Consider the following 24,820-nt stretch of genomic DNA (forward strand, 5'->3'; position numbering starts at 1 on the left):
AACCGGGGCACAGGCGGAACCTCCCTTCCAGCTACGGCGTACGGAAAGTGATCAGCGTCTGCGCCGTGGACGATCGCGGCAGCAGCGGCACCGCCGGAGGTGACCCCCGCGGGTGCGCAGGCGGACCCGGCGGCAGTACGGACAGCGGACGTACCGATGAGGCATGAGCAGCACTCCTCCGGACGCTCAGGCTGGTCACGCCGAGAAGCGGTCGAAGATCCAGGTCACGAGCTCGGAGATCATGAAGAAGGCGGGCGTCTGGCCGAGGTAGAACCCGAAGAGGCCGATCAACACGGCTACCCACCACGGCACCTCACGCGAGCGGACCAGCAACACCGTGATCACGCCGAAGAAGAAGACGTACGCCAGCGCCTGACCCTCATTCATGGCTCCCGCCCCCTGCCTCCACGGCCGCCGCGAGAGCGGGGAGTTCGGGAGCCCGGTCAGCATTGAGCGCCGCGTAGTGGCGAACCTCGTCCGGGGACAGGAGCATTGAGCGCGCCCGCACCCAATGACCGCCGACCGTCGTAACCGCGACTCCCTTTTCGTCCTCCGTGATCGCCTGAGCAACAGCTATCGCGTCCGGCGAGAGGTCACCCAACGCCATCTCCGCGGTGGCCTCGTCGTTGACCCGATGGCAGATCCGGCCGCCGAGTTGAGCCCGTAACGCGGTGACGCCGGGCCCGAGTTCGGAGCCGAAGCGCTGCGCCGCCACCACGAGGTGGATGCCGAGAGCGGCACCAAGTTGGGCGAGGCGGAGCAAGGCTGTGGAGCACTCCACGGCTTCCTTGCGTCCGGCCAACGACGCGCCACCCAAGTAGAGCTCCGCGATCTCGTCGACCAGGACCACGATCGGCACGGGCCGTTCGTCCTCGTCCAGATCCCAGACGGAACGAACACCGGCAGCCCGGCAGACGGCCATGCGCGATTCGGCCTCCGTGATCATCGCGCCCAGGAGCCCGATGGCTTCACTCCGATTGGTGGCCAGTGCCGAGAGGCGCTTGGCGAAGAGGGAGAACTCCATCCCGCCCTTGCAGTCGATTCCCACCAGAGCGACCGGTTGTGCTCCCAGGTGCGCAACGAAGGCAGCGAGCAGGGTGGACTTGCCGGACTGAGTGGCACCAACCACCAGCCAGTGAGGGACCTTGCGCAGGTCGAGTGTCCACGCGGAGCCGTCTCCCGTCCGGCCGACTACAGCAGCCATGAATCGTGGCGCGGGATACATACGCCGTACCGGATCGCCGGCGAGCGGATCACGCGCCGTCGCGATGATGAGCACCTCACCGCGCTCCGGAGAGATCACCCGCACCGCATGAACCCGCCACGCATGGATGATCGCTTCCGTTACGGCGATGAACTGGGCCGGAGTCTGCCCCGGATGCAGACGGACCCGCACCGACAGTCCACAGCCGAAGCGGTTGATCTTCGGCAGGCCGAGGCGAGGAGGGATGGGCCGTAAGGCCGTTGTCCGCACCATCGCATCGCGCCCGACCCTCATGTAGCGCGAACGCCGCACGACGGACAAGTCCGTGTTCTGGCACAGCCGCCGCCAGGTGAAGAGCATTCGGCAGACCGTGACTGGAAACCCGATGAAGTACCACGTCCACGGCACCCCGCCGAGGCGCTGGCGGAGCTTGGGCTCCCAGTAGGGCTGTGCCAGGAGTCCCGTGCAGAGCAAGGCTGTGATCGTCCACACGAACAACGTCATAGGCATCAGCGGCCACCGCCCTTGCCGTGCGGATCCCTATTGTCGAGCACTTGAAGGACCCGCCGGCCGTTGTCCGCAGCGGACTCGGCATGTGTGATCACCAGCGCCAGGATGAGCTTGACCGTCTTGCGATCTCCGAGGGCGGTCAGTAGCAAGTCACAACCCGCGAGGACCCGTAGATCCCGCATCATCGCTTTCACTGCTTCGTCGTCGCGGAACGCCACCAGTCCTCACCGCCCTTCTCCCGAGCGGAGACGAAGCGCGCGATCTTGGCGGCTTCCTCTGTGTCCTGGGCGAGTCGTTCCAACGAGATGAGGCGGGTACCGCGGTCCAGGGACATACCGTCGATGATCATTGCGATCGTCGCCACGCTCATCAACCGGTCGTACAGGGCCAGCCAGTCCCAGTCCGGTTCTAAGGCACTGCCTGTCATCAGGTCTCACCCCCGGACGGCTTCCCACGGCCCACCGCTGCACCACCGACGCCAGACACCCCGTCAGACGTGATCGCAGAAGCCCTGAACGACGTCCCCCTGCGCCCTTCGATCTCCCACGCCACAGCCACCAGACCGGCCACGTGCACCCGCATGCCTTCAGCGATGCCTCGCGGCTCGTTGGGTACGGCGACCTCGATCACATCGGCGCGTCGGTTGTCTCGTTGGCGGACCGAGATCCCGACGACGTAGATCACATTGCCATCGCGATCCTTCCGGACCTCCCCTGTCTCCTGATTGACCCTCGGCTCGGGCGGGACGACGCACATCAATGCGCCAAGTCGCCCCACGTCAACCGGGATGGTCTGCATAGGCACTCACGCCTCTCACCTCGATCCCGCGAGTTCGCGATATTTGCAATCGCGTACTCATTCTGATGAGTAGCGAGCATGGCTCAACGAGGGGTGACTTGGCAAGCACTTAAGCTGACGAGTGTGGGACGTACCTGCCCTAAGGTGCAGGACAGCCCGCCGCCTCACACACCGCCGCAGGGAGATCAGAGCATGCCTGGTGACATCGTTCGGCCGAGCGCCATGTACAAGCAGCTGGCCGATCGCCTTGCGGAAGCAATCGCCGCGGGCGAGTACGACCCCGGCACCATGCTCCCGAGTGAGACCCAGCTCATGGAGCGCTACGGCGTCTCCCGACCCACGGTCCGCTCAGCCGTCGCGGAGCTCCGCTCCATGGGCTTGGTCGAAAGCCAGCACGGCAAGGGCTCGTTCGTACGCGTACACGGACTCCCCGCCGCCGTCATCGAACGCACGATCACCCACAACGGCAGCCGATTCGCCCTCGGTTGGCTAGCTGAGGAGGTGGAGCCGCCTTCCGTCACCCGCGGCGAGGCAACCGGCATCGCGGCGACGCTCCTGAACCGCGACGGCGAAGCCGTGTTCATCACGAACCGACTCCTGAAGGACCCCACGACCGGCACCCGAGCCGCCCACCGGACGCTGATCCCCTTCGACATCGCCGAGCAGATCCCCACGCTGGCCAAGCACCCCGACGCCGAACCGTCCGACATCTACGCCGCATTGACCGCAGCCGGCCACACCCTCACATGGACCGACACGGTCACCGCCCGCAGCGCCCTCCCCGACGAGCGAGCCGATCTCGACCTGAACGACGGCGCCCCACTCCTGATCACCTACCGCGTCACGGCCTCCCAGGACGGCCGCCCGCTCATGCTCGAAGAGTTCCGGGTCAGTGCCGATCACGCGCGACTCGCCTTTCGCGTTGCCGCTAAATAGCTCACCGCACAGGTCACGGCTGATCGGTCTAACACGTCTCTACTGACTCAAGGCGGCTCGCTCCGCTCACCGCGCGCGGCCCGGCCCCCGGCCGGGCCGCGCGCACAGCAATCAGCCGCCTGACGTCAGAGAAGAGGTAGGTCGTAGCCAGAACCTGGCAGGCCACCAGCCAAACCCGCTCCGCCGACCTACTGTGCCTTGCGGGGCTGGGTGATCTTCACTCCTTCGCCCAACTCTTTCACAGACGGAGAGAACCGAGAGTCATTCATTCGGATTATCACATTTTGTTTACCTCGGAAAGGAGATAGATCAACCACTCTCTCTTCGAGGGAATCTGAAATATCGATGCGAAGCGCCTTCACTCTTTCAATCTTCGCCAACTCGGGGAAGTGTTCTTCGTCGCACGACATGATGCGAACTGAGACATTTTCCATACCACTCAGGCTGGCCGCATTTTGGAAAGAATCCGCACGCCAAACACGAACCGATCGCAATTTTGGCAATCGTTCGAGACCAGAAAAATCCATCCGACCGACAAAAAGGATGCTGACTGATTCAAGCGCAGGCATGGTACGGCTAATCGAGGAAAAGTTGGAAATCTTAATTGCGCCACCCACTTCAAGGAGCCTCAGCATCGTCAGGGTTGGCAAAGAGGCGGCATCCAGGGATGCATTTCTCAGGAATCGAAGCGACAGAGTCTGGATCTCTTGCAATGATGAAAGCCCTTGCAGCCACTTGGCGTCTTCTTCCACCCCAGTAAGATGGAGGTAGGATAGCTTACTCAAGGTCGAAATTTTTTCGACCGCATGAGCGTTTTCAATCCGAACGCTAAGCCACTTCAATTGGGGACACCATTGCACCCAATCGAAGTCGCTAAGCGGGAATCCGATTTTCAGGAACTCAAGTTCGCTAAAGTATTGAAGAGTAGGCAAGAGTTCTGGGTGATCAATTACCAGCTGCCTACGCGCGAAGGGTGATTTCACCATCACCCTGCGAGCAAACTCTTCAACATCGAACTGCATCCAGGCTCTCGCAAGCTCAGTGTAAACGGATTTACGACTGTCTGCGCCGAAACCTGATAGAATGTCAAGAGCAGTCTCGCCTCCGATGAGGCTGGCAGTCCTCACTGTCGAAGCAGCCTGCAGTGCGAGCAGCTGGCGTCCCGACCGAGGGAGCAGCGGGAGCACAGACTCGCCCACTGCGGCAAGCTCTTTGGCCTCCGAAACCTTCGACGGAGGAATTAGCCTTGCCGCGCACTTTCGCACCAGGTCATACGTCTCACGATCGAATTCGTCGGCGTTTTCGAGACACGCAGCTGCGAGCAAATGCAGCTTCTTCTTGTTCTCGGCCTCTCGATTACCTCGCTCAATTAGTCCTTTCAAGATTTCGCCACATTCTTCTTTGCGAGCATGGCCAACTGCCATAGCCACAACTTCGTGCCATTGATCTAGATGGGCATTTTGCACCAACGAGCCTACGTCGTTCAAGGCAACAATATTCGCCGCTGCGAGATACTCCTGAAATGTTCGATGGATAAAATCGACCCTCCCTTCTACTGGTCGACGCAAAACCCCACTACGTACCATCAGATATTTGTAGACATCGGCCCCCTTTGCTCCTACCTTAGGCATCGATTCAAGCGAGATGTCGACCTGTCCGATTGCTTGCTCTTCGGTCGAATCGGTTAGCTGATTACGCAACAACCAATAAGCGAAATGTCCTAGAATTCGCTGCTTTTGATTCAGTGTCAGCGACGGACCTTCCTGATGCTTGATTCGTCGTTCTACATCTCGGCGCACTAGGAGCATCTCTAGAGCTGCCGCGTACAGCTCCATTCTTCCTTCGGGGAGCTGCATACGTCGGTCCCTGCTCAAAGTGCAGAGCAGTGCACAAAGAAGAGGATTCGAGGCAAGCTTGCGAAGTTGCCTCTGACTTCTTACAGCCTTGATGAGCTCACTTTCGTAGGCAAGGAGTTCCTCATACTCATCTTCTGAGTCTCCAGAAATACATAGACGCGCAGCATCATGCCAGTGATGCACAAAGCTATCAATGTCCAGGGGACTCATTGGGAGCATGTCTATAGAAGCGAACTCCTCGCGGCGTAGCCACTCTTCTTCAGCTGCAGCTGGGCGGGAAGTCACGATGTAGCGCACTCGTGGATAGGCTGACAATAGGTCACTAAGCCACTCTCGGGCCTCTTCTCTACGGCTCTCAGGAAGCTCGTCTACACCGTCAATCAAGACGAAAGCGCTGCCGCTGCGAAGGACTCGATTTACCCAGCGATCGGGCATTTCCCCTGCCAGATGTTTTCCTATCTCGTTCAGGAATTCGTGAGCGGAAGGAAGTTGTCGATCAGCATACCTGCGCAGAGGGACGATAAAAGGCACGAAGCCATTGAATCTCTTTAGCTCCCCGTCCAAAGATCTCCTAGCGGCGTTCACGGAGATCCATTGCAACAGGGTTGTTTTACCCGATCCAGCGTCCCCACGCAGCAAGATTCGCGGGTATTCTGATACTGCCGTCTCCGCCCGAAGGCCACCGCTGGCCTCGGTAACGATGGCTCCCTTCTCGCTACGCCAAGCCTCTCGGCTTTGAATATCCGCTAGTTCCGCATCCAACTCTCCATTTATGGAGGTTGCGGTCCCAGATTCAGCCACAGAGAGACTGATGTATGCGGTGCTGAGCGGATAAGATCTCCTACCCGGCTCAGACACAGTGACGCCGAAGAGTTCCAATTGGTCGAGTTTGGTGATTACAACTTCGGAATATTTTTCCTCAAAGCGAGCCTCTTCCATCGTCGCGCTATCAATCACTGCCTGCCTGATGAAATCTAGATCTTTGGCAAGCTTGGTAAGGCGCTTCAGCTGCTCGACGTCGGCGCGAGCCAAGAAAGATGGCCATGTGGTCACGAAATTAAGCATCTGCGCCGAAACTTCTGTCACCATCTGTTGATAGAATTGACGACCGGCTTCGCTCAAGGCGACCTTATTCACCGTTGCACTGGATTGCGTGATTACGCTCGCGGCGTAGAGCTGGGCATTCAAATCATGCTCAAATATATCCACAGTGGCGGCAGAGAATGATCTTTGCACGGCCTGCAAAGCGGCCTGCACCTCGTTCTCATCGAGGCTAGAATACTCCGCTTCGATCAGAGGTGTCATGATCTTCACGACATGCCGAGAGAATGCCTTTATATCCTTATCGGTGATTGTCACCGTTGGGATCAACTTATTCTTCAAACGCCCAGTCGAGCCCGCCGAAACAATAAGGGCACCAGTACGAGGAGAAAGCGCAGATCGGAGAAGTGTCGTGGCGACCGAATTCAAGACGCCTGCTGCGACCTTGTACGCAATAGTCTCGAACCCAGTCACATTGCCTCCTTGGCTGCCTCAGTGGTGACAACACGATACGACGATGCGGCCTAGCCAGGCGGGTTTTCAATCGATCGGGTCAACTACTGGCGGTCGCGCTTACAACCGTTCTATCCGCCGTGTAACGGGCCGACCCGGCTTCTTGCGGGGCACCTTACGCTGCCGATGCCCTGAGCAAGCGGTGCGCAGGCGCGGCAGCTTCGCTCGGGACGTTCACAAGCAGCCGCCTCGTCGATGCTCACTGAGCCATACGAACTGTTCGGCAGCAGAGCACGGCAACCCCAGCAACCACCAGCATCGGACATCGGCCACTACGGGACTCGTCGCGGCTTGTATGACCTTCAGTGCCCGATCCACATAGAACTACGGATCAGAAAGTTGTAGGTTTCCGAGGCGGCTGGGCTCATGCTGGACCGCCGCCTCGGTTTCCTTCCCGTTCAATGCCGCGAGAGCCGTCTATCGCGTAGCTGACGGGACCCACGGATCCAAGATCGAGCGTGGGAGTGCCGACCCGACTTCACAGCGCCGCCGACGCAGGCGTGCCCGACGCGTGCCAGGAACTAATCCGTGCACGTGTCCGCATGCTGCCGAGCCTGAAACTTCGCAGGTGACACGCCCGGGGCGAACGCATTCAGGCGGCAGCCCGAGCAGGTCACCCACTGGTGGCCCTTGTCGTCTTCCTCGACTCGGACTTTGCCGCGCCCACGCGTCCGTAACGGGCTCCCGACGGTTCTCCGCCTCATCATCTTCCCTCCCGCCGGCCTCGGGCTCCATGGTGTGAGGCCCAGCGGCCGGACGCCAGAGGCAGACAGCCGGAGGGGCGTCTTTTCGTCATCGGTGGGCACGAAGGCCTGGCTACGGGTGACGAGTCTCGGTCCCCCAGTGCTCCGGGCCCGCACCACGCCACTCGATCAGATTGGAGACGGCCGCTTCCTCCGGCTCGATCTCCAGCCCCGCCCGCCGAAGGAACTCCACGACATCGCGCAGGCCGTACGCGAGGCCGAGGATCTCGCCGTCCAGGCGCACGTGACGACCGCCCGTCGGGGACGGAGGTGACACCACCACGTGCAATGAGTGAGTCATGATTCCAGGCTCCCACCCGTACATTGCGAGGAAGCGTCCTGGTGGTGTTGGCCAAGCCCCCTGTGGTCGAGGCCGTCAACTGCACACCCCCGCGCCCCAACAGCTCGCCGCTCACCCGAACTCGCTCAAGCGCCGGCCCGCTTCAGGGCCTCGGCCACCGCGTGGATCCCCTCCAGCGTGCCCTTGAGTCGCACCATGCCGTTGCCCTCGTCGTCGGTGTGGGGCGTTGCGTGAAGATCTTCACGACGCAATCCAAGTGCAGCAAGGAGCCTGTTCAACTCCTCAGCGGCATCACGGGCTTTGGCCCACGCGCGGATGTAGTCCACGTCTCGGACCCACCCCGTCTCGCCGTCACGTAACTCGCCTGAAGAAGCTTCCGCAGCCATAGCGAACACACCCCTTGCCCATCAAGCACACCAGCCTCACACAAATGTGCGGACGCAAACTCGTGCGTCGCGGTTGCACCCAGAACGAGTTGTGTCCCCCTTCCTGATCCGCTTGGGAAGGGGGACACGGAGGTTGGAGACATCATCGGGGGCGCCTCCCGACGACTTCCGGGCCTACCTGAGGTAGGCCTTGTACACGTAGCCGAACGTCAGGCGCGGGAGCCCGCCCTTGCTGCGTTGCGTGAGCACGACCCCGACCCAGTTCCTGGTGTACGACTGGGCGTAGGTCTCGCGGATGTAGACACGATCGCCTCGGTAGAGCAGGCCCTTGATGTAGCCGTTGTAGCCGGGCTTGGCGCGGAGCCGCAGCCCGTTGACCGCCACGGTCTTGGTCGAACCGACCGTCACCGACTGCCGGGCGTAGCCCGCCTCGGGGGCGGCAACCGCCGTTGCCACATCCACACCGACGAATCCGACCACAGCCGCAATAACGGCAGCCAACCACAGCCCGAGTCGCTTGCGCGAAATCCAGAACCTTCTCATACAGACCCTCTCGACTCGCAGGATGACGAGACGGACCAGAGGCCCGCACTCGTCCTGATGAGTAGCAAGCATGTATGTTTGCAGTAGGAAACGTCAAGAGGTTTGCGGCGGTCGGCGGTCAAGCCGGCTGGAGTCGCTCGGCAGCAGAAGTTCAGAGCCCGGAGACTCCCGTGCGACCGGTGGATAGGCTCGCGCTCATGACTGAGTTCGTGCAGGTATCCACAGCGACGGAGACCCGTGAACAGGCAGTAGAGCTGGCCCAATCAGTCGTGCAGGGGAGGTTGGCCGCAGGAGCTCAGATCATCGGCCCTGTGATCTCCGTCTTCTGGCACGACGGTGAGTTCGGGACCGGCGAGGAATGGCAGCTGTTGCTGAAGACCCGCCAGGACCGGTACCCCGAGCTTGAAGCGCACCTGCTCAGCCACCACCCATGGAAGACCCCCGAGATTGCCGCCGTGCCCATCGTGGCCGGATCGGAGGCCTGTCTCCGGTGGCTGGCCGCGAGCACGGAACCCACCGAGTAGGGGTCAGGCCCTGGCCTTCTCCAGGACTCCGGCGACGGCGGGCAGCGCCCGGTGCTCGCGGAGCCGCTTCAACACCGGAGACAGACGCTGCCGTGGCCGTACCGAGGCGACGCCGGCGGACAGTTCGAGCGCGCGGCCGGTCACGGTGGCTGCCTGCTCGACCTCACCGGCGGTCAGGTAGGAGTCCGCGAGCCACGACAGGTACAGGCTCTTGTCCCGCGCGTGTGCGTCGTCGTACCGCGACAGCGCGTCCTCAAGGACAGGGACCGCCCGGAGCGGGCGACGCAACTCCGTCCAGCACCGACCGCCCATGATCTGTAGTTCGTTCTGGTCGACCCACGCAACCCAGTCCGGCTGAGGGGCGCCGTCGATCTCGGCAAGCGCGGATTGTGCGGATTCCAGGGCCCGTTCCGTCTCAGCCGCCAGGCCGGCAACCGCGTGAGCCCATGCGAGCCGCTCGTGCAACAGCGCGCGAACTCCCGGTGCCGCCTCCGGACCGGCCGTCGCGCAAGATCGAGCGGCGATCTCTGTTCCGGCCCGCCGATCACCACTGACGGTCTGATACGCGAGGAAGGCGAGCGCATTGCCCGCCAGTTCAGCATCACCCGCGTCGACCGCCGCACTGTGACTCGCCTCGTACAGCCCGGTCGCATCCTCACGCCGGCCGCCATCGAAAGCAGCCCAACCAGCTTGCTGCGCCTGCTCTGCAAGCACCGACAGCAGAGCCCGCCCGGTCTTCTCGGAGTACGTCGCGTCGCGCAACAGAGCCTTGGTTGCCTCGTACTCGCCCAGATAGACCCGGTAGGTATCGGCACCGCCAAGAACGTCGTCGAGCCGACGTAATCGCGCCGTACGCTCCCTCAGCCGTCCCGGGAGATCAGCGCCGACTCGGCCGCCCGCTTCAGCACGGCTCAGTTCGGGCAGGCCGACGACGAGCCCGGCCCCAGCCGAAGCCTTGAGGAACTTCCTGCGCCGCAACTCGTCTCCGTCCGTGCCGGGACCGCGGGCAGTCACGGGAGGGACGCCGCGCGTCGGTATCGACGCCGCCTCCCAGGAGCGCGGAGCCAGACCGAGCATGTGCCCCGGGATCCTCAGCGCGTCCGCAATGCGCGCGATCTTCTCGAACGTGCTCACGGTTCCCTGCCCACGGGCCAGAAGACCTACTCGCTCCGGCTTCATGTCGCACTCGGCCGCGATCTTCGAATAACTGATCAACGCTTCAGTGCGGGCGAGGCGGAACACCGTGCCGAAGTCGTGAGCCGCGATCGCAGCCTTCATGTCCGCGCGGTCAAGGAGCTTGCGCGGAAGCGCAGTTGGCGGTTCGTAGCTGGTCATGAGATGCCTCGTCGCGCCCGATGTCCAGTTGCCCAGTAGGCAGCCTACCCATCAGGGGGATACCCACGGACGGGAAGTCAGCAGCCTTGCACCACTGGAAGGTTGAGGCGTTCAGGACCCCGGCGACCGCTCGCGACGGCCCCGGGGCGTGGCCAACGCTGACAAGGAGCGCTGACATGGCCGAGACTACGGCCCCCAAAGACGCCTGCACATCGTCAACCAGCCCAGTCCGCGGCGGGACCGTTCAGGAGTGGTTGGCCTCCGCCCACCCGTCGCCGAGCGCCGTGCGGAGCGAGTGGAGCAGTGCCGCGCAGCTCGCGATGATCCCGCTGGGACAGAGTTTCGATGCGGTCCGTATCCCCGAAGACGTCGTCCATGCCGCCGCCCGGAGCGACGAGCCGTCCACTGTGAGCGCATGGCTTGCTGAGCACATGGACGGGCCGGTCGTCCACGACCCCGGATTCAACCGCTACTACGCCCTGGTACCGCCCGGCACCTCCCAGGTGTGGGCGACACGGACCGCCGAGTGCTTGGGCGACGGCACCTATCTGGGTGTGCCGCGCACCGACCGCATCGAGCCGGACGAGCACACTCACGCCTCGTACTGGTTGGTGCCGATGAGCCGACCGGGCGCCCTGTGCAAGGCCGCCAGCGTGCTTGAACTCGTGATCCTCGGCAGCTGTCCGACAGACGACGGGGACAGGGACGAGTCATGAGCGCACCCGCCGCGGATGCTCCACCGCTGTCGGCTGAATGCACGCTGGCGCAACGCCCGGCGTACGACGAGTTGCATGGCGACTGCCGCCAGACCAAGGACATCCCGCTCCCCGGAGCCAAGGGAATCCTGCTCCAGCCCCGCTGTGGCTGCGCCTGCCACTCCTTCACCAGCCCCGAGGCCTGATCTCCCGCCCCGGTAGGGGCCCCACGGCGACCGCAGGGTCAGGGTCGCGATAGACCTCCGTCCGCTCTCCGACCCCCTGAGAGAGCGGACGGATCCATGCACGGGATCCATCGGCAATCTCCCCCAGCAAGAGACAAGAGCTCTCCGGGCCTCCGCCACAGGCACCTCGTCCCTGACAATGGCTCTGTGCTGGAGATGACACGCGACGCGTTCGAGGAACTCGTGAGCCAGGCCCTGGACCAGATTCCGCCGGAACTGACCCGGGTCATGGACAACGTTGCCGTGTTCGTGGAAGACGAACCCCCGGCCGATGACCCCGAGCTACTGGGCCTCTACGAGGGCACCCCACTCACAGACCGTGGCGAGTGGTACGCAGGAGTACTCCCCGACCGCATTTCGATCTACATGGGACCGACGCTGCGTTTCTGCGAGACCACGGAAGACGTAGTGCACGAGGTCGCCGTGACCGTGATCCACGAGATTGCCCACCACTTCGGGATCGACGACGAACGGCTTCACGAGCTGGGCTGGGGCTGATCCGCGCCCGCCCGGAGGCCGGGAAAACCGCAGGTCCCAGGGACTCTCACGCGACCGGCCTAAGCCCTACCCAAGAGGTGTACGACGGAATAACCTGCACCACCGTCACCTCGGTCTCCGCCACAACCTCCTCCCGCGACCCGCACATCCGCAGCGTCGGCCCCCGGTAGATGGTGATCCGGTCCGGCAGGACGCCCGCGTACCACTCGCCGCGGTCCGTGAGCGGGGTGCCCTCGTAGAGGCCGAGCAGCTCGGGATCGTCGGCGGGGGGTTCGTCCTCGACGAAGACCGCCACGTTGTCCATCAGCCGCGTCAGCTCCGGCGGGATCCGGTCCAGCGCCTCGGCGACCAGTTCCTCGAAGTCCTCGCGCGTCATTTCCAGCACAGGCCCATTGTCCGGCACGACGTGCTCGTAACCCTCGTACGAGAGTCGGGAACATCCCACGGACCGCATGTGCGCCTCCCGCATACCGGTCCCCACCCTTGGGCATACGGGACCAATGGCCCGGCTCCCCGTAGCAGCGCTGAACCGTATCCGCAGGGCGCCACGTGCGCTCGCCCGGCACTATCGAGGCCGCCGTCCGCATCCGGTGGTCGAGCTCGTCGCGCAGCCGCATCCCTGGGTGCGTGCCCTGGGGCTGGTTGCCGTGGTGCTGATCGGGGCCTGGATGGGGCTGCTGATCGTCGGGAACGTGCGGGCGCAGGTCGGTCCCATGAACACCACGATGACCCTGCGCCCCTCCTTCATCGGCGGCACGAAGATCAACGTCTCCCCGTTGGGCGCCCTTCATCTGGACAGCCATACCGCTCCCGTCCGGCTCGACGTGAACGTCGACCAGCTCGACCCGGTCCGTTCGCAGGCCCTCGTCGACCATCCCGAGCGGCTCTCCGGCCTCCAGGACGAGGTCGCCCACGACGTCGAGCACGGCACGCTCGATCTGGCCGTACGTTCCTGCGTCGCCGTCGTCGCCGGGGCCACCACCCTCGGCCTCGCGGTCTACCGCCGGCCCCGCCGCGCCCTCGCCGCCGGCGGCCTCGCCCTCGCCCTCCTCGCGGCCTCCGGGGCCACGGCGTACGCGACCTGGAACCCCAAGTCGGTCCTGGAACCGCGCTTCTCCGGCCTGCTCAGCTCGGCCCCCTCCCTGGTCGGCAGCGCGCGCAGCATCGTCACCGAATTCGACGTCTACCAGAAGGAGTTGGCGCGTCTGGTGACCAACGTGACGAAGCTCTACGACGCCACATCCACGCTCCCCGCCTACCAGCCCGACCCGACGACCATCCGCGTGCTGCACGTCTCGGACATCCATCTGAACCCGGCGAGCTGGAAGATCATCGCCTCGCTCGTGGAGCAGTACCAGGTGGACGTGATCGTCGACTCCGGCGACACCATGGACCACGGCTCGGCCGCCGAGAACGCCTTCCTCGACCCGATCGAGGACCTGGGCGCCCCCTACGTCTGGGTCCGCGGCAACCACGACTCGCAGACCACCCAGGCCTACCTGGAACGCATGAAGAACGTCCACGTCCTCGACGACGGCCACGCCGAGACGGTCGCCGGCATCCGCTTCGCCGGCATCGGCGACCCCCAGTTCACCCCCGACCGCACGGCCACCCCCGGCGCCGAGCAGTCCGAGGAACTCGCCGGCGACCGCCTCGCCGCCTCCCTCCACGTCCAGCGGACCCGGGGCACCCCCGTCGACATCGCCGTCGCCCACGAACCGTCGGCCGCGCGCGAGACCGACGGCGAGGTCCCGCTCGTCCTCGCCGGCCACCTCCACCACGCCGAGATGGAGGTCATGGAGCACGGCACCCGCCTGCGCATCGAGGGTTCCACCGGCGGCAGCGGCCTGCGCGCCATCGAGGGCAAGTACCCCGACCCCATCGAGGCCTCGATCCTCTACGTCGACCGGGACACCCGTCGCCTCCAGGCCTGGGACGAGATCAAACTGGGCGGTCTGGGCCTGACCACGGCGGAGGTCAGCCGACACCTGCCGGAGGAGAACCAGCCCGGCGCGACTCCGACTCCCTCGACATCGACCCCTACGCCCACTCCCTCCGGAACCCCCTCCCGAACCCCCTCTCCAACGGGCCCGTAAACCGTTTTGGCGATACCTCCCGCCATCCCATATGCTTCTCACGTCCCCGACGCGCCGCGAGGCGCCCAGGCGGGCCGATAGCCCTCATCGTCTAGCGGCCTAGGACGCCGCCCTTTCAAGGCGGTAGCACGGGTTCGAATCCCGTTGGGGGCACGCAAAACCGTGTGCGACACTGTCGTACGCAACAGCTTGGTCCTGTGGAGCAGTTTGGAGTGCTCGCCACCCTGTCAAGGTGGAGGCCGCGGGTTCAAATCCCGTCAGGACCGCTGAGGTTTCGTCAGGAACCTCGTGGCTGGGTAGCTCAGTTGGTACGAGCGATCGCCTGAAAAGCGATAGGTCGCCGGTTCGACCCCGGCCCCAGCCACCACGCAAGGACCCCGTCCCTCGGACGGGGTCTTTGACGTTCCGGCTTGGGCAGGGGAGACCGATGGCACGGGACCACATCAAGGGCGATCCGGAGATACAGCTCGAAGAACACCGGGCTCGTTACGGAATGCTCGCGGTGATCATCAGCAACCTCGCGATCTCCGGTGTCGCGATCTTCGGCGTGTGGCGGCTCGGCGGCGACAAGACCGTCATCATCGGCGTCCTCACCGCCGCGTTCACCGCGGTGAGCAGCATCACCACGGCCTACCTGGGCATCAAGGCCGTATCGAACACGGCGAAGTCGATGGTCCAGCAGCAGGCCGCGACATCCCAGCAGCAGGCGGCGACCTCTCAGGCGCAAGCAGCGACAACCCAGGCGCAGGCGGCGGCCACGCAGGCGCAGGCCGAGCAGGCCCAGGCCGCGCAGCTGACACCGCCGGCACCCCCGGCGCCACCGGCCCAGCAGACGTCCTGAGCCGGGGCCGCAGCGCACGGCGGCAAAAGCGTTCGCCACGGATTTCCCGGGGATGAGATCCTGGATCGCGTATGTCTACGCACCCTGCCCCCGCCCCCGGCTCTCCCGCTCTCGGGGATCTCGCCGCCCGCCTGACCGAGCTGTCCCTGCGTGATGCGCACCGGCTCGGGCGCAGGCTCGAAGGCGCGCGCAGGATCCGCAAGCCGGAGGCCCGCGCCGCCGTCCTCGCCGAGATCGACGCGGAGGTCGCGAAGGCCGAGGGGCGCATGGCCGAGCGGCGCTCGCACGTGCCCGCGGTCAGCTATCCCGAGCAGCTGCCCGTCAGCCAGAAGAAGGACGACATCGCGGCAGCCATCCGCGATCACCAGGTCGTGATCGTCGCCGGTGAGACCGGTTCCGGCAAGACGACCCAGATCCCGAAGATCTGTCTTGAGCTCGGCCGTGGCGTGCGCGGCATGATCGGGCACACCCAGCCCCGCCGTATCGCCGCCCGTACGGTCGCCGAGCGTGTGGCGGAGGAGATGAACACCCCGCTCGGGGAGGCCGTCGGCTGGAAGGTCCGTTTCACCGACCAGGTGAACCAGAACTCGACGTTCATCAAGCTCATGACGGACGGCATCCTGCTCGCCGAGATCCAGACCGACAGCGAGCTGCGCGCCTACGACACGATCATCATCGACGAGGCCCACGAGCGGTCCCTCAACATCGACTTCCTGCTCGGGTATCTCGCCCAGCTGCTGCCGAAGCGGCCCGACCTCAAGGTCATCATCACCTCGGCGACGATCGACCCGGAGCGCTTCTCCCGGCACTTCGGCGAGGCGCCGATCATCGAGGTCAGCGGCCGGACCTACCCCGTGGAGGTCCGCTACCGGCCCCTCCTCGAAGAGGACGGCGACGACTCCGACCGCGACCAGATCACCGCGATCTGCGATGCCGTGGAGGAGCTGCAGGGGGAGGGGAAGGGAGACATCCTCGTCTTCCTCTCCGGCGAGCGGGAGATCCGCGACACCGCCGACGCGCTCACGAAGAAGAACTACCCCCGCGCCGGAGGCGCTAATGGGCAGGGTACCGAGGTCCTCCCCCTCTACGCCCGCCTCTCGCACGCCGAGCAGCACCGCGTCTTCCAGCAGCACACCGGGCGCAGGATCGTTCTGGCTACCAACGTCGCCGAGACGTCCCTGACCGTCCCCGGCATCAAGTACGTCATCGACCCCGGCTTCGCCCGCATCAGCCGCTACAGCCACCGCACCAAGGTCCAGCGCCTGCCCATCGAGGCGGTCAGCCAGGCCAGCGCCAACCAGCGCAAGGGCCGCTGCGGCCGTACGTCCGACGGCATCTGTATCCGCCTCTACTCCGAGGACGACTTCCTCGCCCGCCCGGAGTTCACGGACGCGGAGATCCTCCGTACGAACCTCGCCTCCGTCATCCTCCAGATGACCGCGGCCGGCCTCGGCGACATCGAGAAGTTCCCGTTCATCGATCCGCCGGACCACCGCAACATCCGTGACGGCGTCCAACTCCTCCAGGAACTGGGCGCGTTGGACCCGGCGCAGAAGGACGTACGCAAGCGGCTCACGGACACCGGCCGCAAGCTCGCCCAGCTCCCCGTGGACCCGCGGCTGGCCCGGATGGTCCTGGAGGCCGACAAGAACGGCTGTGCCCGCGAGGTCATGGTCATAGCGGCCGCGCTCTCCATCCAGGACCCGCGCGAGCGCCCGGCGGACAGACAGACGCAGGCCGACCAGCAGCACGCCCGCTTCAGGGACGAGACGAGCGACTTCCTCGCGTATCTGAATCTCTGGCGGTACATCCGCGAGCAGCAGAAGGAGCGGGGTTCCTCCTCCTTCCGGCGCATGTGCAAGCAGGAGTATCTGAACTTCCTGCGCATTCGCGAATGGCAGGACATCTACACGCAGTTGAGAACCGTCGCCAAGCAGATGGGCATCCATCTGAACGAAGGCGACGCGGCCGACCAGAGCGTCCACGTCTCCCTCCTCGCCGGTCTGCTGTCGCACATCGGCATGAAGGACGTGAAGGAAGGCAACAAGAACGAGTATCTGGGCGCGCGGAGCGCCAAGTTCGCGATCTTCCCGGGCTCGGCCCTGTTCAAGAAGCAGCCGCGTTTCGTCATGTCGGCGGAGCTGGTGGAGACTTCGCGCCTCTGGGCCCGCGTCAACGCGAAGATCGAGCCGGAGTGGGTCGAGCCCCTCGCCGAACACCTCCTGAAGCGCACGTACAGCGAACCGCACTGGGAGAAGGACCAGGCCGCGGTGATGGCGTACGAGAAGGTCACGCTGTACGGCGTCCCGATCATCGCCCAGCGCAAGGTCAACTACGGCCGGATCGACCCGGAGACGAGCCGCGAACTCTTCATTCGCAACGCGCTCGTCGAGGGCGACTGGCGCACGCACCACAAGTTCTACGCCGACAACCGCAAACTCCTCAGCGAGGTCGAGGAGTTGGAGCACCGGGCGCGGCGCCGGGACATCGTGGTCGACGACGACACCCTCTTCGACTTCTACGAGCAGCGAGTCCCCGAACACGTCGTGTCCGGCGCCCACTTCGACTCGTGGTGGAAGCACAAGCGGCACGAGCAGCCCGACTTCCTCGACTTCGAGCGGGCGATGCTCATCCGCGAGTCGGCCGAGGCGGTCACGAAGGACGACTATCCGGACTCGTGGCGGCAGGGGCCGCTGAAGTTCCGGGTGACGTACCAGTTCGAGCCGGGCGCGGACGCGGACGGCGTCACCGTCCACATCCCGCTCCAGGTGCTCAACCAGGTCACCGACGAGGGCTTCGACTGGCAGATCCCGGGTCTGCGGGAGGAACTGGTGACGGAGCTGATCCGTTCCCTCCCGAAGCCGATCCGCCGTAACTGCGTACCGGCGCCGAACTTCGCGAAGCGCTTCCTGGACAGTGCGGTGCCGCTGCAGGAGCCGCTGCCCGTCACGATGGCGCGGGAGCTGAAGCGCATGGTCGGGGTCCCGTTCACCGCGGACGACTTCGACTGGTCCCGGGTTCCCGAGCATCTGCGCATCACTTTCCGGATCGTCGACGAGCGGCGCCGCAAGCTCGACGAGGACAAGGACCTGGAGGCGCTGAAGCTGCGCCTGAAGCCGAAGGCACGCCAGGCCATCTCCCAAGCGGCGGCGGCCACCGCCGAACGCGAGGGCGGCGAGTCCCTGGAGCGCAAGGGCCTGACCGACTGGACGATCGGCACGCTCACCCGCCTCTTCGAGACCCGCCGGGCCGGCCAGCCGGTCAAGGCGTACCCGGCGCTGGTAGACGACGGCGACACGGTGTCCGTACGGCTCTTCGACACGGAGGCCGAGCAGCAGCAGGCCATGTGGAAGGGCACGCGGCGCCTGATCCTGCGCAACATCCCGGTGAACCCGGGCAAGTTCGCCTCAGACAAGCTCACCAACCCGCAGAAGCTCGCGCTCTCCGCGAACCCGCACGGCTCGATCCAGGCCCTGTTCGACGACTGCGCGATGGCGGCGGCGGACAAGCTGATCGGCGACTTCGGGGGACCGGCGTGGGACGAGGAGTCGTACCGGAAGCTCTACGACAAGGTGCGCGCGGAGATCGTCGACACGACGGTCCGCACGGTCGGCCAGGTGCAGCAGGTCCTGGCCGCCTGGCAGGCCTGTGAGCGCCGTCTGAAGGGCGTACGGAGCCCTGTGCTGCTCGCCAACCTCGCGGACGTACGGACGCAGCTGGACGCCCTCGTGAAGCCCGGCTTCGTGACGGAGACGGGGATCCGCCGACTGCCCGACCTGATGCGCTACCTGGTCGCCGCGGACCGGCGCCTCCAGCAGATGCCGACGAACGTCCAGCGGGACACGACCCGTATGGAGAAGGTCCACGAGATGCAGGACGAGTACGCGTGGCTGCTTGAGCAGATGCCCCAGGGCCGCCCGATCCCGTCCTCGGTCACGGACATCCGCTGGATGATCGAGGAACTCCGCGTCAGCTATTTCGCCCACGCCCTCGGCACGGCGTACCCCGTCTCCGACAAGCGCATCGTGAAGGCGATCGACGCGGCCGTACCGTAACGGACACCGCACACTGGGTGAGTTCGACCGGGGGCTCACCCTCCTGTACAGTCTCTTCTCGCAGCACAGCGCAATACCAAGTGCCGCAAAGCAAGGTCCTGTGGAGCAGTTTGGAGTGCTCGCCACCCTGTCAAGGTGGAGGCCGCGGGTTCAAATCCCGTCAGGACCGCAAGTAACAGCAAGAGCCCGGGTCTTCGGATCCGGGCTCTTGTGCGTTCCCCGGCGCCCTGTGGGCCCCCTGCCGTCTTGACGTCCGGACAATCCACCGGTACTCAGAAACCAGGGCCCGTTCCCTGGCGGGCCGCGGAGGTGGGACATGGCGACATCGTCCAGGCGTGAGACACGTGCCCTACTCCGCGCGCATCTGTCGGCCGCCTCGCCGTATCGCCACTCAACGCACCACTGCCCGATCTGCCACCGCCTGCAGCGCCTGGCGATGGACGGCCCCTACACCGCCGAACCGCCGGAGGCGGTGGTCGAGGACGAGAGTCCCTCCCCGGCGTGACCATCGACGGGCCCAACGCCCGCCCCACGATGGGACGCTGGAGCGTGTGACTCCTTTAGCGCAGATAGGCCAGGGGCAACAAGGACTCCGGCATGTGACGGGTGTCACCGCATGAGTTTTTGAAACCGAGGTACTTACCCCTCACCTACAACTGGTCAATTTAATATGTGCAATTGCACCACCCCGAGGGCTGCCCCGTCGATCCTCCCGACGCCGTCCACAGGAGATCCGACAGCCCTCCCCAGACTCCGACAAGGCTCCTCACAGACCGGCGCGCCAGGCACACGCAAGCCCACAGCCAGGCACAAAAAAGATCGCGCTGGACTCGGCGGAGTCCAGCGCGATCTACGACGCACCCTGTTGGTGTCGCTCAGAAAGCCTTGAAGAGCTTGGGCGTGGGTCCCGTTGGGGCAGAACCCGCGTCGCTTGGAGCTGTTGGTTCGGACCTCACGGCCGGTTGGGGGACCTGCCGGTTTGCCCGGATATTGAGTTGTCAGACTTCGCTGCGCTGCTGCGGGATGCCCGCGAGCAGAGCACGGACCTCCGCCTCGCGGTAACGGCGGTGCCCGCCGAGCGTGCGGATCGAAGTGAGCTTGCCGGCCTTCGCCCACCGCGTGACCGTCTTGGGGTCAACACGGAACATCGTGGCGACCTCAGCCGGGGTCAGCAGCGGCTCGGCATCAGGGGTGCGAGCGGTCATGAGCGGCCTCCTCGGGAGAACCGAACCTTCTCGGTTCTTTCCTCTAAATTCTGCACCTTGACCCGCGTTGCCCGAAATGGCGGACGCGAGTCGAGTCGGTTATAGGACGAACGGCTTGTCCTCGGCACTACAACTACACCATCTGTCCAGCCGCGTCGGCCAAACCGATGGAATTGCCCCCCAGGTGTTCATCGGCGACGGAAGCCGATGGACCATGCCATAGCGGACAGTCACGCCACTGTGACGATCAGTCACAGGACGATCAGGAGTCCCAAGACCCCCCAAAGCGTGCAATGCTGAGATTCCGCCCACAGCAGGACGGAGAGAGTCCTCCCCGGACTCCTTGTCCTATTTTGGCATGAGGGGGGGCAAGCAACGCAAGGGATGCGTACGTGCGTTCCGTCACGCTTGAGGCAAAAGCCCGGATCGGGACCTACGTCCCTGGTTCGTGTGATGTTGACGAAACCTCAAGTGACGCCGTGAGTCAAACGTCAGTTCGCCGACCGCCGGTCCCGCACCGACCGCCACCGCTCCACCAGCCGCCCGTACGCCTCACCCGCGGCGGCCCCGTCCCCGCTGCGCAGCGCCTCGATCCCCGCGGCCACGTCCGCCGCCGAGTGATCGCCCTCCAGCTCGCCGGCCGGCAGCACATGCACCAGGCCGCCGTAGTCCAGCTCCACCAGCGAGCGCGGATGGAACTCCTCCAGCCAGCGGCCCACGTCCACCAGGCCGTCGATCAGCGGCCCCTCGTCGATGGTGTCCTTGAGCGTCCGCAGCCCCCGCGCCACCCGCCGCCGCGCCTGCACCATCGGCGTCCGGTACCGCAGCACGGGCAGCTCGCCCCCGGAGGCCGCTGAGCCCCCGACGTCCCCCGTGCCCTTGCCGAACTCCCGCTCCTCGTCCGAGACGAGCACGAACCAGTTCAGCGGCACCTGCCAGGTCGCCGTGCGGATCCAGGGGCGGGCGTCGGGATTGCGGGTCAGCCAGCGCTCGTAGTCCTGGGTGGCCTGGTGCCGGACGAGCGGGGGCAGGACCGCGTCCAGGACCGGCGCCGGAAGTTCCTCGGCCAGGTCGCCGAGCGCCTGCCAGCCGCGCAGCCGGGTCCGCCAGGGGCACACGCACAGCACCCCGTCCACGTCGAGCACGAACGCGTCGCTGCTCTCGTGCACCGGCACCGGGATCGGCGGGGTGGGCAGCAAGTCGGCCAGGGCGCGGCGCAGTTCGTCCTGGTACGAGGGACGGTCGGCGCGCCGGGCGTAGCGCGCCCAGTGACTGCGCTCGGGCTCGGGGAAGGCGGCCAGCGGTTCGTACACGCGGAGATAGGTCGCGTAGGGAACGATCAGCGAGGACACCTTGGGCACGCCTGGTCCCTCCCCCGCCGTCCGTCAGGAAAACCTCCGAAACCCGCTCACAAACGTGCGGGAAAACTATGCAAATCGTCGCACGGGCGTACTCCGGGAGTAGGTGATCCTGAACACGGCGCGGGTGCCGGGCCGTGGAGGCTCTACGCTCATGCCGACGGATCCCGCCACCTGCACGGGACCCGAGCTCCAACCGCCGCTAATTACCAGGGAGTCACCACCGTGACCGACGTAACCGGCGCGCCTGCTGATGTACTGCACACCCTGTTCCACTCGGATCAGGGGGGTCATGAGCAAGTCGTGCTCTGTCAGGACCGGGCCACCGGCCTCAAGGCCGTGATCGCCATCCACTCCACCGCGCTGGGCCCCGCGCTCGGCGGTACCCGCTTCTACCCGTACGCGACCGAGGCGGAGGCCGTCGCCGACGCGCTGAACCTCGCTCGCGGGATGTCGTACAAGAACGCCATGGCCGGCCTTGAGCACGGCGGCGGCAAGGCCGTGATCATCGGGGACCCGGACGTCATCAAGACGGAGGCGCTGCTGCTCGCCTACGGGCGGTTCGTGGCCTCGCTCGGCGGGCGGTACGTCACCGCGTGCGACGTCGGTACGTACGTCGCCGACATGGACGTCGTGGCGCGCGAGTGCCGCTGGACGACGGGCCGGTCCCCCGAGAACGGCGGCGCCGGCGACTCCTCCGTCCTCACCGCGTTCGGCGTCTACCAGGGCATGCGGGCCAGCGCCCAGCACCAGTGGGGCGACCCCTCGCTGAGCGGCCGCAAGGTCGGCATCGCGGGCGTCGGCAAGGTCGGACACCACCTGGTGCAGCATCTGCTGGCGGACGGTGCCCAGGTCGTGATCACGGACGTACGGCAGGACGCCGTGCGCCGGATCGCCGACGCGCACCCCTCCGTCGAGGTGGTCGCGGACACGGACGCACTGATCCGGGTGGAGGGGCTCGACATCTACGCCCCCTGCGCGCTGGGCGGCGCGCTCAACGACGACAGCGTGCCGGTCCTCACCGCCAAGGTCGTCTGCGGTGCCGCCAACAACCAGCTCGCCCATCCGGGCGTGGAGAAGGACCTCGCCGACCGCGGGATCCTCTACGCGCCGGACTACGTGGTGAACGCGGGCGGTGTGATCCAGGTCGCCGACGAGCTGCACGGGTTCGACTTCGAGCGGTGCAAAGCCAAGGCGGCGAAGATCTTCGACACCACGCTGGCCATATTCGCGCGTGCGAAGGAGGACGGGATTCCGCCGGCCGCGGCGGCCGACCGGATCGCCGAGCAGCGGATGCACGAGGCGGCGGTGGCGCGGGGGCACTGAGACGGTCCGGGAACGGCTCGGCGGCAGCTCGGCCAGGAGTCGTTCCCGGAGTTTGGCCGGTACCTGCCGATGGGTAGTTCGAGAGAACTCTCACTTCCATCGGCGGGTCGGCCGCCAAGAAGTGGTTAAAATCGCGGTTGACCAGCGGGGACAGGGCACCTCGCGGGTTGTGGGTCCTGGCCCGTCCTGCGGGCGACGTACCGTATGGGCTTGGGCTCAGGTACCGTGGAAGCCCTACGGACCGGTCTCTCCACGGAGAGCCCGTTCCAGATCATGAACGCGTGTCAAGACTCTGGGGCCACCGAGCCCCGTATCCGAGGGGGTCGAGCCATGGGGCGCGGCCGGGCAAAGGCCAAGCAGACGAAGGTCGCCCGCCAGCTGAAGTACAGCAGCGGCGGGACTGACCTGTCGCGTCTGGCCAATGAGCTGGGCGCTTCGACTTCGAACCAGCCGCCGAATGGCGAGCCGTTCGAGGACGACGACGACGAGGAAGACGACCCGTACGCCCAGTACGCGGATCTCTACAACGACGACGATGAGGACGAGGACGACCAATCCTCAGGTCCCTCGTCGCAACGCCGCGGCGCGTAGTGCTTTTGCCTGCAGCGGCTTAACCGCGTCTCACCCGGTCCGGCGCTTTGTGTGCCGGGCCGGGTTTCGTCGTGCCGTCACGGGGCTCTGCCCCGGACCCCGCTCCTCAAACGCCGGAGGGGCTGGATTGGACTAGGCGTAGTCGCCGACCATCTCCGCGCCCGTCGTGTGGTCTCCGCGCTCCGTGATCTCGCCCGCCACCCACGCCTCGACCCCGCGGTCGGCCAGGGTCGCCAGGGTGACGTCCGTCGCTTCCTCGGGGACGATCGCGATCATGCCGACGCCCATGTTCAGGGTCTTTTCCAGTTCCAGGCGTTCGACGTTGCCGGTCTTGCCGACGAGGTCGAAGACCGGGGCCGGGGTCCAGGTGGACCGGTCGACGACGGCGTGCAGGGTGTCCGGGATCACACGGGCCAGGTTGGCGGCCAGGCCGCCGCCGGTGACGTGTGAGAAGGCGTGTACGTCGGCGGTGCGGGTGAGGGCCAGACAGTCCAGGGAGTAGATCTTCGTGGGCTCCAGGAGCTCCTCGCCCAGGGTGCGGCCGAACTCCTCGATGTGCGCGTCCAGGGACAGGCCGGCCTGGTTCAGTAGGACGTGCCGGACGAGCGAGTACCCGTTCGAGTGAAGACCCGAGGCCGCCATGGCGATCACGGTGTCACCCGTACGGATACGATCCGCGCCCAGCAGCCGGTCGGCCTCCACGGCGCCCGTACCGGCGCCGGCGACGTCGAAGTCGTCCGGGCCGAGCAGACCGGGGTGTTCGGCCGTCTCACCGCCGACCAGGGCGCAGCCGGCGAGCACACAGCCCTCGGCGATGCCCTTCACGATGGCGGCCACGCGCTCAGGGTGGACCTTGCCGACGCAGATGTAGTCGGTCATGAACAGCGGCTCGGCGCCGCACACCACGATGTCGTCCATGACCATGGCGACCAGGTCGTGGCCGATGGTGTCGTAGACGCCCAGCTGGCGCGCGATGTCGACCTTCGTGCCCACGCCGTCCGTGGCGGAGGCCAGCAGGGGGCGCTCGAAGCGCTTGAGGGCGGAGGCGTCGAAGAGGCCGGCGAACCCGCCGAGGCCGCCGAGGACCTCGGGGCGCTGCGCCTTCTTCACCCACTCCTTCATCAGCTCTACGGCGCGGTCGCCCGCTTCGATGTCGACGCCGGCAGCCGCGTAGGAAGCACCGGAGGTGGTCTCAGACATTGCCTGGGATCTTTCGGGTT

Annotated in this window: 25 protein-coding genes and 4 tRNA genes; 15 read left to right on the forward strand and 14 right to left on the reverse strand. The window is 65.6% G+C overall.

Annotation, left to right across the window (positions count from 1 at the left end):
• Positions 1-195: 195 nt before the first annotated feature.
• The 5 genes from AC5DRG_RS25255 to AC5DRG_RS25275 are packed head-to-tail and all read right to left on the reverse strand — an operon-like array spanning position 196 to position 2,512.
• The gene (locus tag AC5DRG_RS25255; protein ID WP_491812910.1) at positions 196-387 is read right to left on the reverse strand and encodes a hypothetical protein; all 192 of its coding nucleotides are present in this window, start codon (positions 385-387) and stop codon (positions 196-198) included.
• Positions 380-1,708 (reverse strand): FtsK/SpoIIIE domain-containing protein, encoded by a 1,329-nt coding sequence (locus AC5DRG_RS25260; protein WP_491812911.1) that lies wholly within the window; start codon positions 1,706-1,708, stop codon positions 380-382. Before AC5DRG_RS25260 ends, AC5DRG_RS25255 begins: the two co-directional genes overlap by 8 nt.
• Positions 1,709-1,713: 5 nt before the next feature.
• Positions 1,714-1,932 (reverse strand): hypothetical protein, encoded by a 219-nt coding sequence (locus AC5DRG_RS25265; protein ID WP_491812912.1) that lies wholly within the window; start codon positions 1,930-1,932, stop codon positions 1,714-1,716.
• On the reverse strand, positions 1,905-2,141 hold the full coding sequence (locus tag AC5DRG_RS25270; protein WP_491812913.1) for a hypothetical protein: 237 nt from the start codon (positions 2,139-2,141) through the stop codon (positions 1,905-1,907). Before AC5DRG_RS25270 ends, AC5DRG_RS25265 begins: the two co-directional genes overlap by 28 nt.
• Positions 2,141-2,512, reverse strand: coding sequence for an SCO3933 family regulatory protein (locus AC5DRG_RS25275; RefSeq protein WP_491812914.1), 372 nt, complete (start codon positions 2,510-2,512; stop codon positions 2,141-2,143). The genes AC5DRG_RS25270 and AC5DRG_RS25275 overlap by 1 nt, the downstream gene beginning before the upstream one ends.
• Before the next feature lie 192 nt (positions 2,513-2,704).
• Here AC5DRG_RS25275 and AC5DRG_RS25280 point away from each other — a divergent pair, with 192 nt between their 5' ends.
• Positions 2,705-3,448 carry a GntR family transcriptional regulator gene (locus AC5DRG_RS25280; RefSeq protein WP_491812915.1) on the forward strand — a complete coding sequence of 248 codons (744 nt, stop codon included), beginning with the start codon at positions 2,705-2,707 and terminating at the stop codon, positions 3,446-3,448.
• A 188-nt stretch (positions 3,449-3,636) separates the two neighbouring features.
• Here the strand turns inward: AC5DRG_RS25280 and AC5DRG_RS25285 are convergent, their stop codons facing one another.
• From AC5DRG_RS25285 to AC5DRG_RS25300, 4 genes are all read right to left on the reverse strand, one after another.
• Positions 3,637-6,819: an NACHT domain-containing protein gene (locus AC5DRG_RS25285; protein ID WP_491812916.1), complete on the reverse strand. Its 3,183-nt coding sequence runs from the start codon at positions 6,817-6,819 to the stop codon at positions 3,637-3,639.
• 855 nt (positions 6,820-7,674) lie between these two features.
• On the reverse strand, positions 7,675-7,902 hold the full coding sequence (locus AC5DRG_RS25290; protein WP_491812917.1) for a hypothetical protein: 228 nt from the start codon (positions 7,900-7,902) through the stop codon (positions 7,675-7,677).
• 125 nt (positions 7,903-8,027) lie between these two features.
• Positions 8,028-8,228 carry a hypothetical protein gene (locus tag AC5DRG_RS25295; RefSeq protein WP_491812918.1) on the reverse strand — a complete coding sequence of 67 codons (201 nt, stop codon included), beginning with the start codon at positions 8,226-8,228 and terminating at the stop codon, positions 8,028-8,030.
• Positions 8,229-8,462: 234 nt separating this feature from the next.
• Positions 8,463-8,744 carry a hypothetical protein gene (locus tag AC5DRG_RS25300; protein WP_491812919.1) on the reverse strand — a complete coding sequence of 94 codons (282 nt, stop codon included), beginning with the start codon at positions 8,742-8,744 and terminating at the stop codon, positions 8,463-8,465.
• Positions 8,745-9,028: 284 nt separating this feature from the next.
• On the opposite strand from AC5DRG_RS25300, the gene cutA reads away from it, so the two are divergent.
• Positions 9,029-9,355, forward strand: a complete 327-nt coding sequence (cutA, locus tag AC5DRG_RS25305) for a divalent-cation tolerance protein CutA (RefSeq protein ID WP_491812920.1) — start codon at positions 9,029-9,031, stop codon at positions 9,353-9,355.
• 3 nt (positions 9,356-9,358) lie between these two features.
• Here the strand turns inward: cutA and AC5DRG_RS25310 are convergent, their stop codons facing one another.
• Positions 9,359-10,690, reverse strand: coding sequence for an NsdA family TPR-like regulatory protein (locus AC5DRG_RS25310; protein ID WP_491812921.1), 1,332 nt, complete (start codon positions 10,688-10,690; stop codon positions 9,359-9,361).
• 176 nt (positions 10,691-10,866) lie between these two features.
• Here AC5DRG_RS25310 and AC5DRG_RS25315 point away from each other — a divergent pair, with 176 nt between their 5' ends.
• The 3 genes from AC5DRG_RS25315 (at position 10,867) to AC5DRG_RS25325 (ending at position 12,128) form a co-directional block, all read left to right on the forward strand.
• A complete protein-coding gene (locus AC5DRG_RS25315) occupies positions 10,867-11,406 on the forward strand; it encodes a hypothetical protein (protein ID WP_491812922.1) in 540 nt (179 codons plus the stop codon).
• A complete protein-coding gene (locus tag AC5DRG_RS25320; RefSeq protein ID WP_491812923.1) occupies positions 11,403-11,591 on the forward strand; it encodes a hypothetical protein in 189 nt (62 codons plus the stop codon). Before AC5DRG_RS25315 ends, AC5DRG_RS25320 begins: the two co-directional genes overlap by 4 nt.
• A gap of 186 nt (positions 11,592-11,777) precedes the next feature.
• Positions 11,778-12,128, forward strand: a complete 351-nt coding sequence (locus AC5DRG_RS25325; protein WP_491812924.1) for a metallopeptidase family protein — start codon at positions 11,778-11,780, stop codon at positions 12,126-12,128.
• Positions 12,129-12,174: 46 nt separating this feature from the next.
• Here the strand turns inward: AC5DRG_RS25325 and AC5DRG_RS25330 are convergent, their stop codons facing one another.
• A complete protein-coding gene (locus tag AC5DRG_RS25330) occupies positions 12,175-12,513 on the reverse strand; it encodes a metallopeptidase family protein (RefSeq protein ID WP_491812925.1) in 339 nt (112 codons plus the stop codon).
• A gap of 115 nt (positions 12,514-12,628) precedes the next feature.
• On the opposite strand from AC5DRG_RS25330, the gene AC5DRG_RS25335 reads away from it, so the two are divergent.
• The 8 genes from AC5DRG_RS25335 to AC5DRG_RS25370 all read left to right on the forward strand — a co-directional run bounded on the left by AC5DRG_RS25335 (position 12,629) and on the right by AC5DRG_RS25370 (position 19,625).
• Positions 12,629-14,224, forward strand: a complete 1,596-nt coding sequence (locus tag AC5DRG_RS25335; protein ID WP_491812926.1) for a metallophosphoesterase family protein — start codon at positions 12,629-12,631, stop codon at positions 14,222-14,224.
• 80 nt (positions 14,225-14,304) lie between these two features.
• Positions 14,305-14,377: transfer RNA gene (locus AC5DRG_RS25340), tRNA-Glu, on the forward strand.
• Positions 14,378-14,415: 38 nt separating this feature from the next.
• A tRNA-Asp gene (locus tag AC5DRG_RS25345) sits at positions 14,416-14,490 on the forward strand.
• Positions 14,491-14,514: 24 nt separating this feature from the next.
• Positions 14,515-14,591 (forward strand) — tRNA-Phe (locus AC5DRG_RS25350).
• 60 nt (positions 14,592-14,651) lie between these two features.
• Positions 14,652-15,065 carry a hypothetical protein gene (locus AC5DRG_RS25355; protein WP_491812927.1) on the forward strand — a complete coding sequence of 138 codons (414 nt, stop codon included), beginning with the start codon at positions 14,652-14,654 and terminating at the stop codon, positions 15,063-15,065.
• 71 nt (positions 15,066-15,136) lie between these two features.
• Positions 15,137-19,120: an ATP-dependent RNA helicase HrpA gene (gene hrpA, locus AC5DRG_RS25360; protein WP_491812928.1), complete on the forward strand. Its 3,984-nt coding sequence runs from the start codon at positions 15,137-15,139 to the stop codon at positions 19,118-19,120.
• A 94-nt stretch (positions 19,121-19,214) separates the two neighbouring features.
• Positions 19,215-19,289 (forward strand) — tRNA-Asp (locus AC5DRG_RS25365).
• A 147-nt stretch (positions 19,290-19,436) separates the two neighbouring features.
• Positions 19,437-19,625, forward strand: coding sequence for a DUF6274 family protein (locus AC5DRG_RS25370; RefSeq protein ID WP_491812929.1), 189 nt, complete (start codon positions 19,437-19,439; stop codon positions 19,623-19,625).
• Positions 19,626-20,118: 493 nt separating this feature from the next.
• Here AC5DRG_RS25370 and bldC read toward each other — a convergent pair whose 3' ends face one another.
• Together bldC and AC5DRG_RS25380 are read right to left on the reverse strand one after the other, a co-directional pair.
• Positions 20,119-20,325 (reverse strand): developmental transcriptional regulator BldC, encoded by a 207-nt coding sequence (gene bldC / locus AC5DRG_RS25375; protein ID WP_027749187.1) that lies wholly within the window; start codon positions 20,323-20,325, stop codon positions 20,119-20,121.
• 491 nt (positions 20,326-20,816) lie between these two features.
• Positions 20,817-21,686, reverse strand: a complete 870-nt coding sequence (locus AC5DRG_RS25380) for a DUF8083 family protein (RefSeq protein ID WP_491812930.1) — start codon at positions 21,684-21,686, stop codon at positions 20,817-20,819.
• 222 nt (positions 21,687-21,908) lie between these two features.
• On the opposite strand from AC5DRG_RS25380, the gene AC5DRG_RS25385 reads away from it, so the two are divergent.
• Positions 21,909-23,009 carry a Leu/Phe/Val dehydrogenase gene (locus tag AC5DRG_RS25385; RefSeq protein ID WP_491812931.1) on the forward strand — a complete coding sequence of 367 codons (1,101 nt, stop codon included), beginning with the start codon at positions 21,909-21,911 and terminating at the stop codon, positions 23,007-23,009.
• Positions 23,010-23,339: 330 nt separating this feature from the next.
• Positions 23,340-23,600: a DUF3073 domain-containing protein gene (locus tag AC5DRG_RS25390; RefSeq protein ID WP_491812932.1), complete on the forward strand. Its 261-nt coding sequence runs from the start codon at positions 23,340-23,342 to the stop codon at positions 23,598-23,600.
• Positions 23,601-23,732: 132 nt separating this feature from the next.
• Here AC5DRG_RS25390 and purM read toward each other — a convergent pair whose 3' ends face one another.
• Positions 23,733-24,800 (reverse strand): phosphoribosylformylglycinamidine cyclo-ligase, encoded by a 1,068-nt coding sequence (purM, locus tag AC5DRG_RS25395; RefSeq protein ID WP_491812933.1) that lies wholly within the window; start codon positions 24,798-24,800, stop codon positions 23,733-23,735.
• Between the last annotated feature and the right edge of the window lie 20 nt (positions 24,801-24,820).

The sequence above is a fragment of the Streptomyces sp. JLBG701 genome (genome assembly GCF_058544905.1).

Excerpts from the sequence above, each read along its gene's own strand:
- bldC (WP_027749187.1), bottom strand. The coding sequence starts at position 20,325 with ATGACCGCTCGCACCCCTGATGCCGAGCCGCTGCTGACCCCGGCTGAG.
- AC5DRG_RS25255 (WP_491812910.1), bottom strand. The coding sequence starts at position 387 with ATGAATGAGGGTCAGGCGCTGGCGTACGTCTTCTTCTTCGGCGTGATC.
- hrpA (WP_491812928.1), top strand. The coding sequence starts at position 15,137 with ATGTCTACGCACCCTGCCCCCGCCCCCGGCTCTCCCGCTCTCGGGGAT.
- purM (WP_491812933.1), bottom strand. The coding sequence starts at position 24,800 with ATGTCTGAGACCACCTCCGGTGCTTCCTACGCGGCTGCCGGCGTCGAC.
- AC5DRG_RS25275 (WP_491812914.1), bottom strand. The coding sequence starts at position 2,512 with ATGCAGACCATCCCGGTTGACGTGGGGCGACTTGGCGCATTGATGTGC.
- AC5DRG_RS25335 (WP_491812926.1), top strand. The coding sequence starts at position 12,629 with ATGGCCCGGCTCCCCGTAGCAGCGCTGAACCGTATCCGCAGGGCGCCA.
- AC5DRG_RS25320 (WP_491812923.1), top strand. The coding sequence starts at position 11,403 with ATGAGCGCACCCGCCGCGGATGCTCCACCGCTGTCGGCTGAATGCACG.
- AC5DRG_RS25370 (WP_491812929.1), top strand. The coding sequence starts at position 19,437 with ATGGCGACATCGTCCAGGCGTGAGACACGTGCCCTACTCCGCGCGCAT.
- AC5DRG_RS25355 (WP_491812927.1), top strand. The coding sequence starts at position 14,652 with ATGGCACGGGACCACATCAAGGGCGATCCGGAGATACAGCTCGAAGAA.
- AC5DRG_RS25280 (WP_491812915.1), top strand. The coding sequence starts at position 2,705 with ATGCCTGGTGACATCGTTCGGCCGAGCGCCATGTACAAGCAGCTGGCC.
- AC5DRG_RS25290 (WP_491812917.1), bottom strand. The coding sequence starts at position 7,902 with ATGACTCACTCATTGCACGTGGTGGTGTCACCTCCGTCCCCGACGGGC.
- AC5DRG_RS25315 (WP_491812922.1), top strand. The coding sequence starts at position 10,867 with ATGGCCGAGACTACGGCCCCCAAAGACGCCTGCACATCGTCAACCAGC.
- AC5DRG_RS25310 (WP_491812921.1), bottom strand. The coding sequence starts at position 10,690 with ATGACCAGCTACGAACCGCCAACTGCGCTTCCGCGCAAGCTCCTTGAC.
- cutA (WP_491812920.1), top strand. The coding sequence starts at position 9,029 with ATGACTGAGTTCGTGCAGGTATCCACAGCGACGGAGACCCGTGAACAG.
- AC5DRG_RS25390 (WP_491812932.1), top strand. The coding sequence starts at position 23,340 with ATGGGGCGCGGCCGGGCAAAGGCCAAGCAGACGAAGGTCGCCCGCCAG.
- AC5DRG_RS25260 (WP_491812911.1), bottom strand. The coding sequence starts at position 1,708 with ATGACGTTGTTCGTGTGGACGATCACAGCCTTGCTCTGCACGGGACTC.
- AC5DRG_RS25270 (WP_491812913.1), bottom strand. The coding sequence starts at position 2,141 with ATGACAGGCAGTGCCTTAGAACCGGACTGGGACTGGCTGGCCCTGTAC.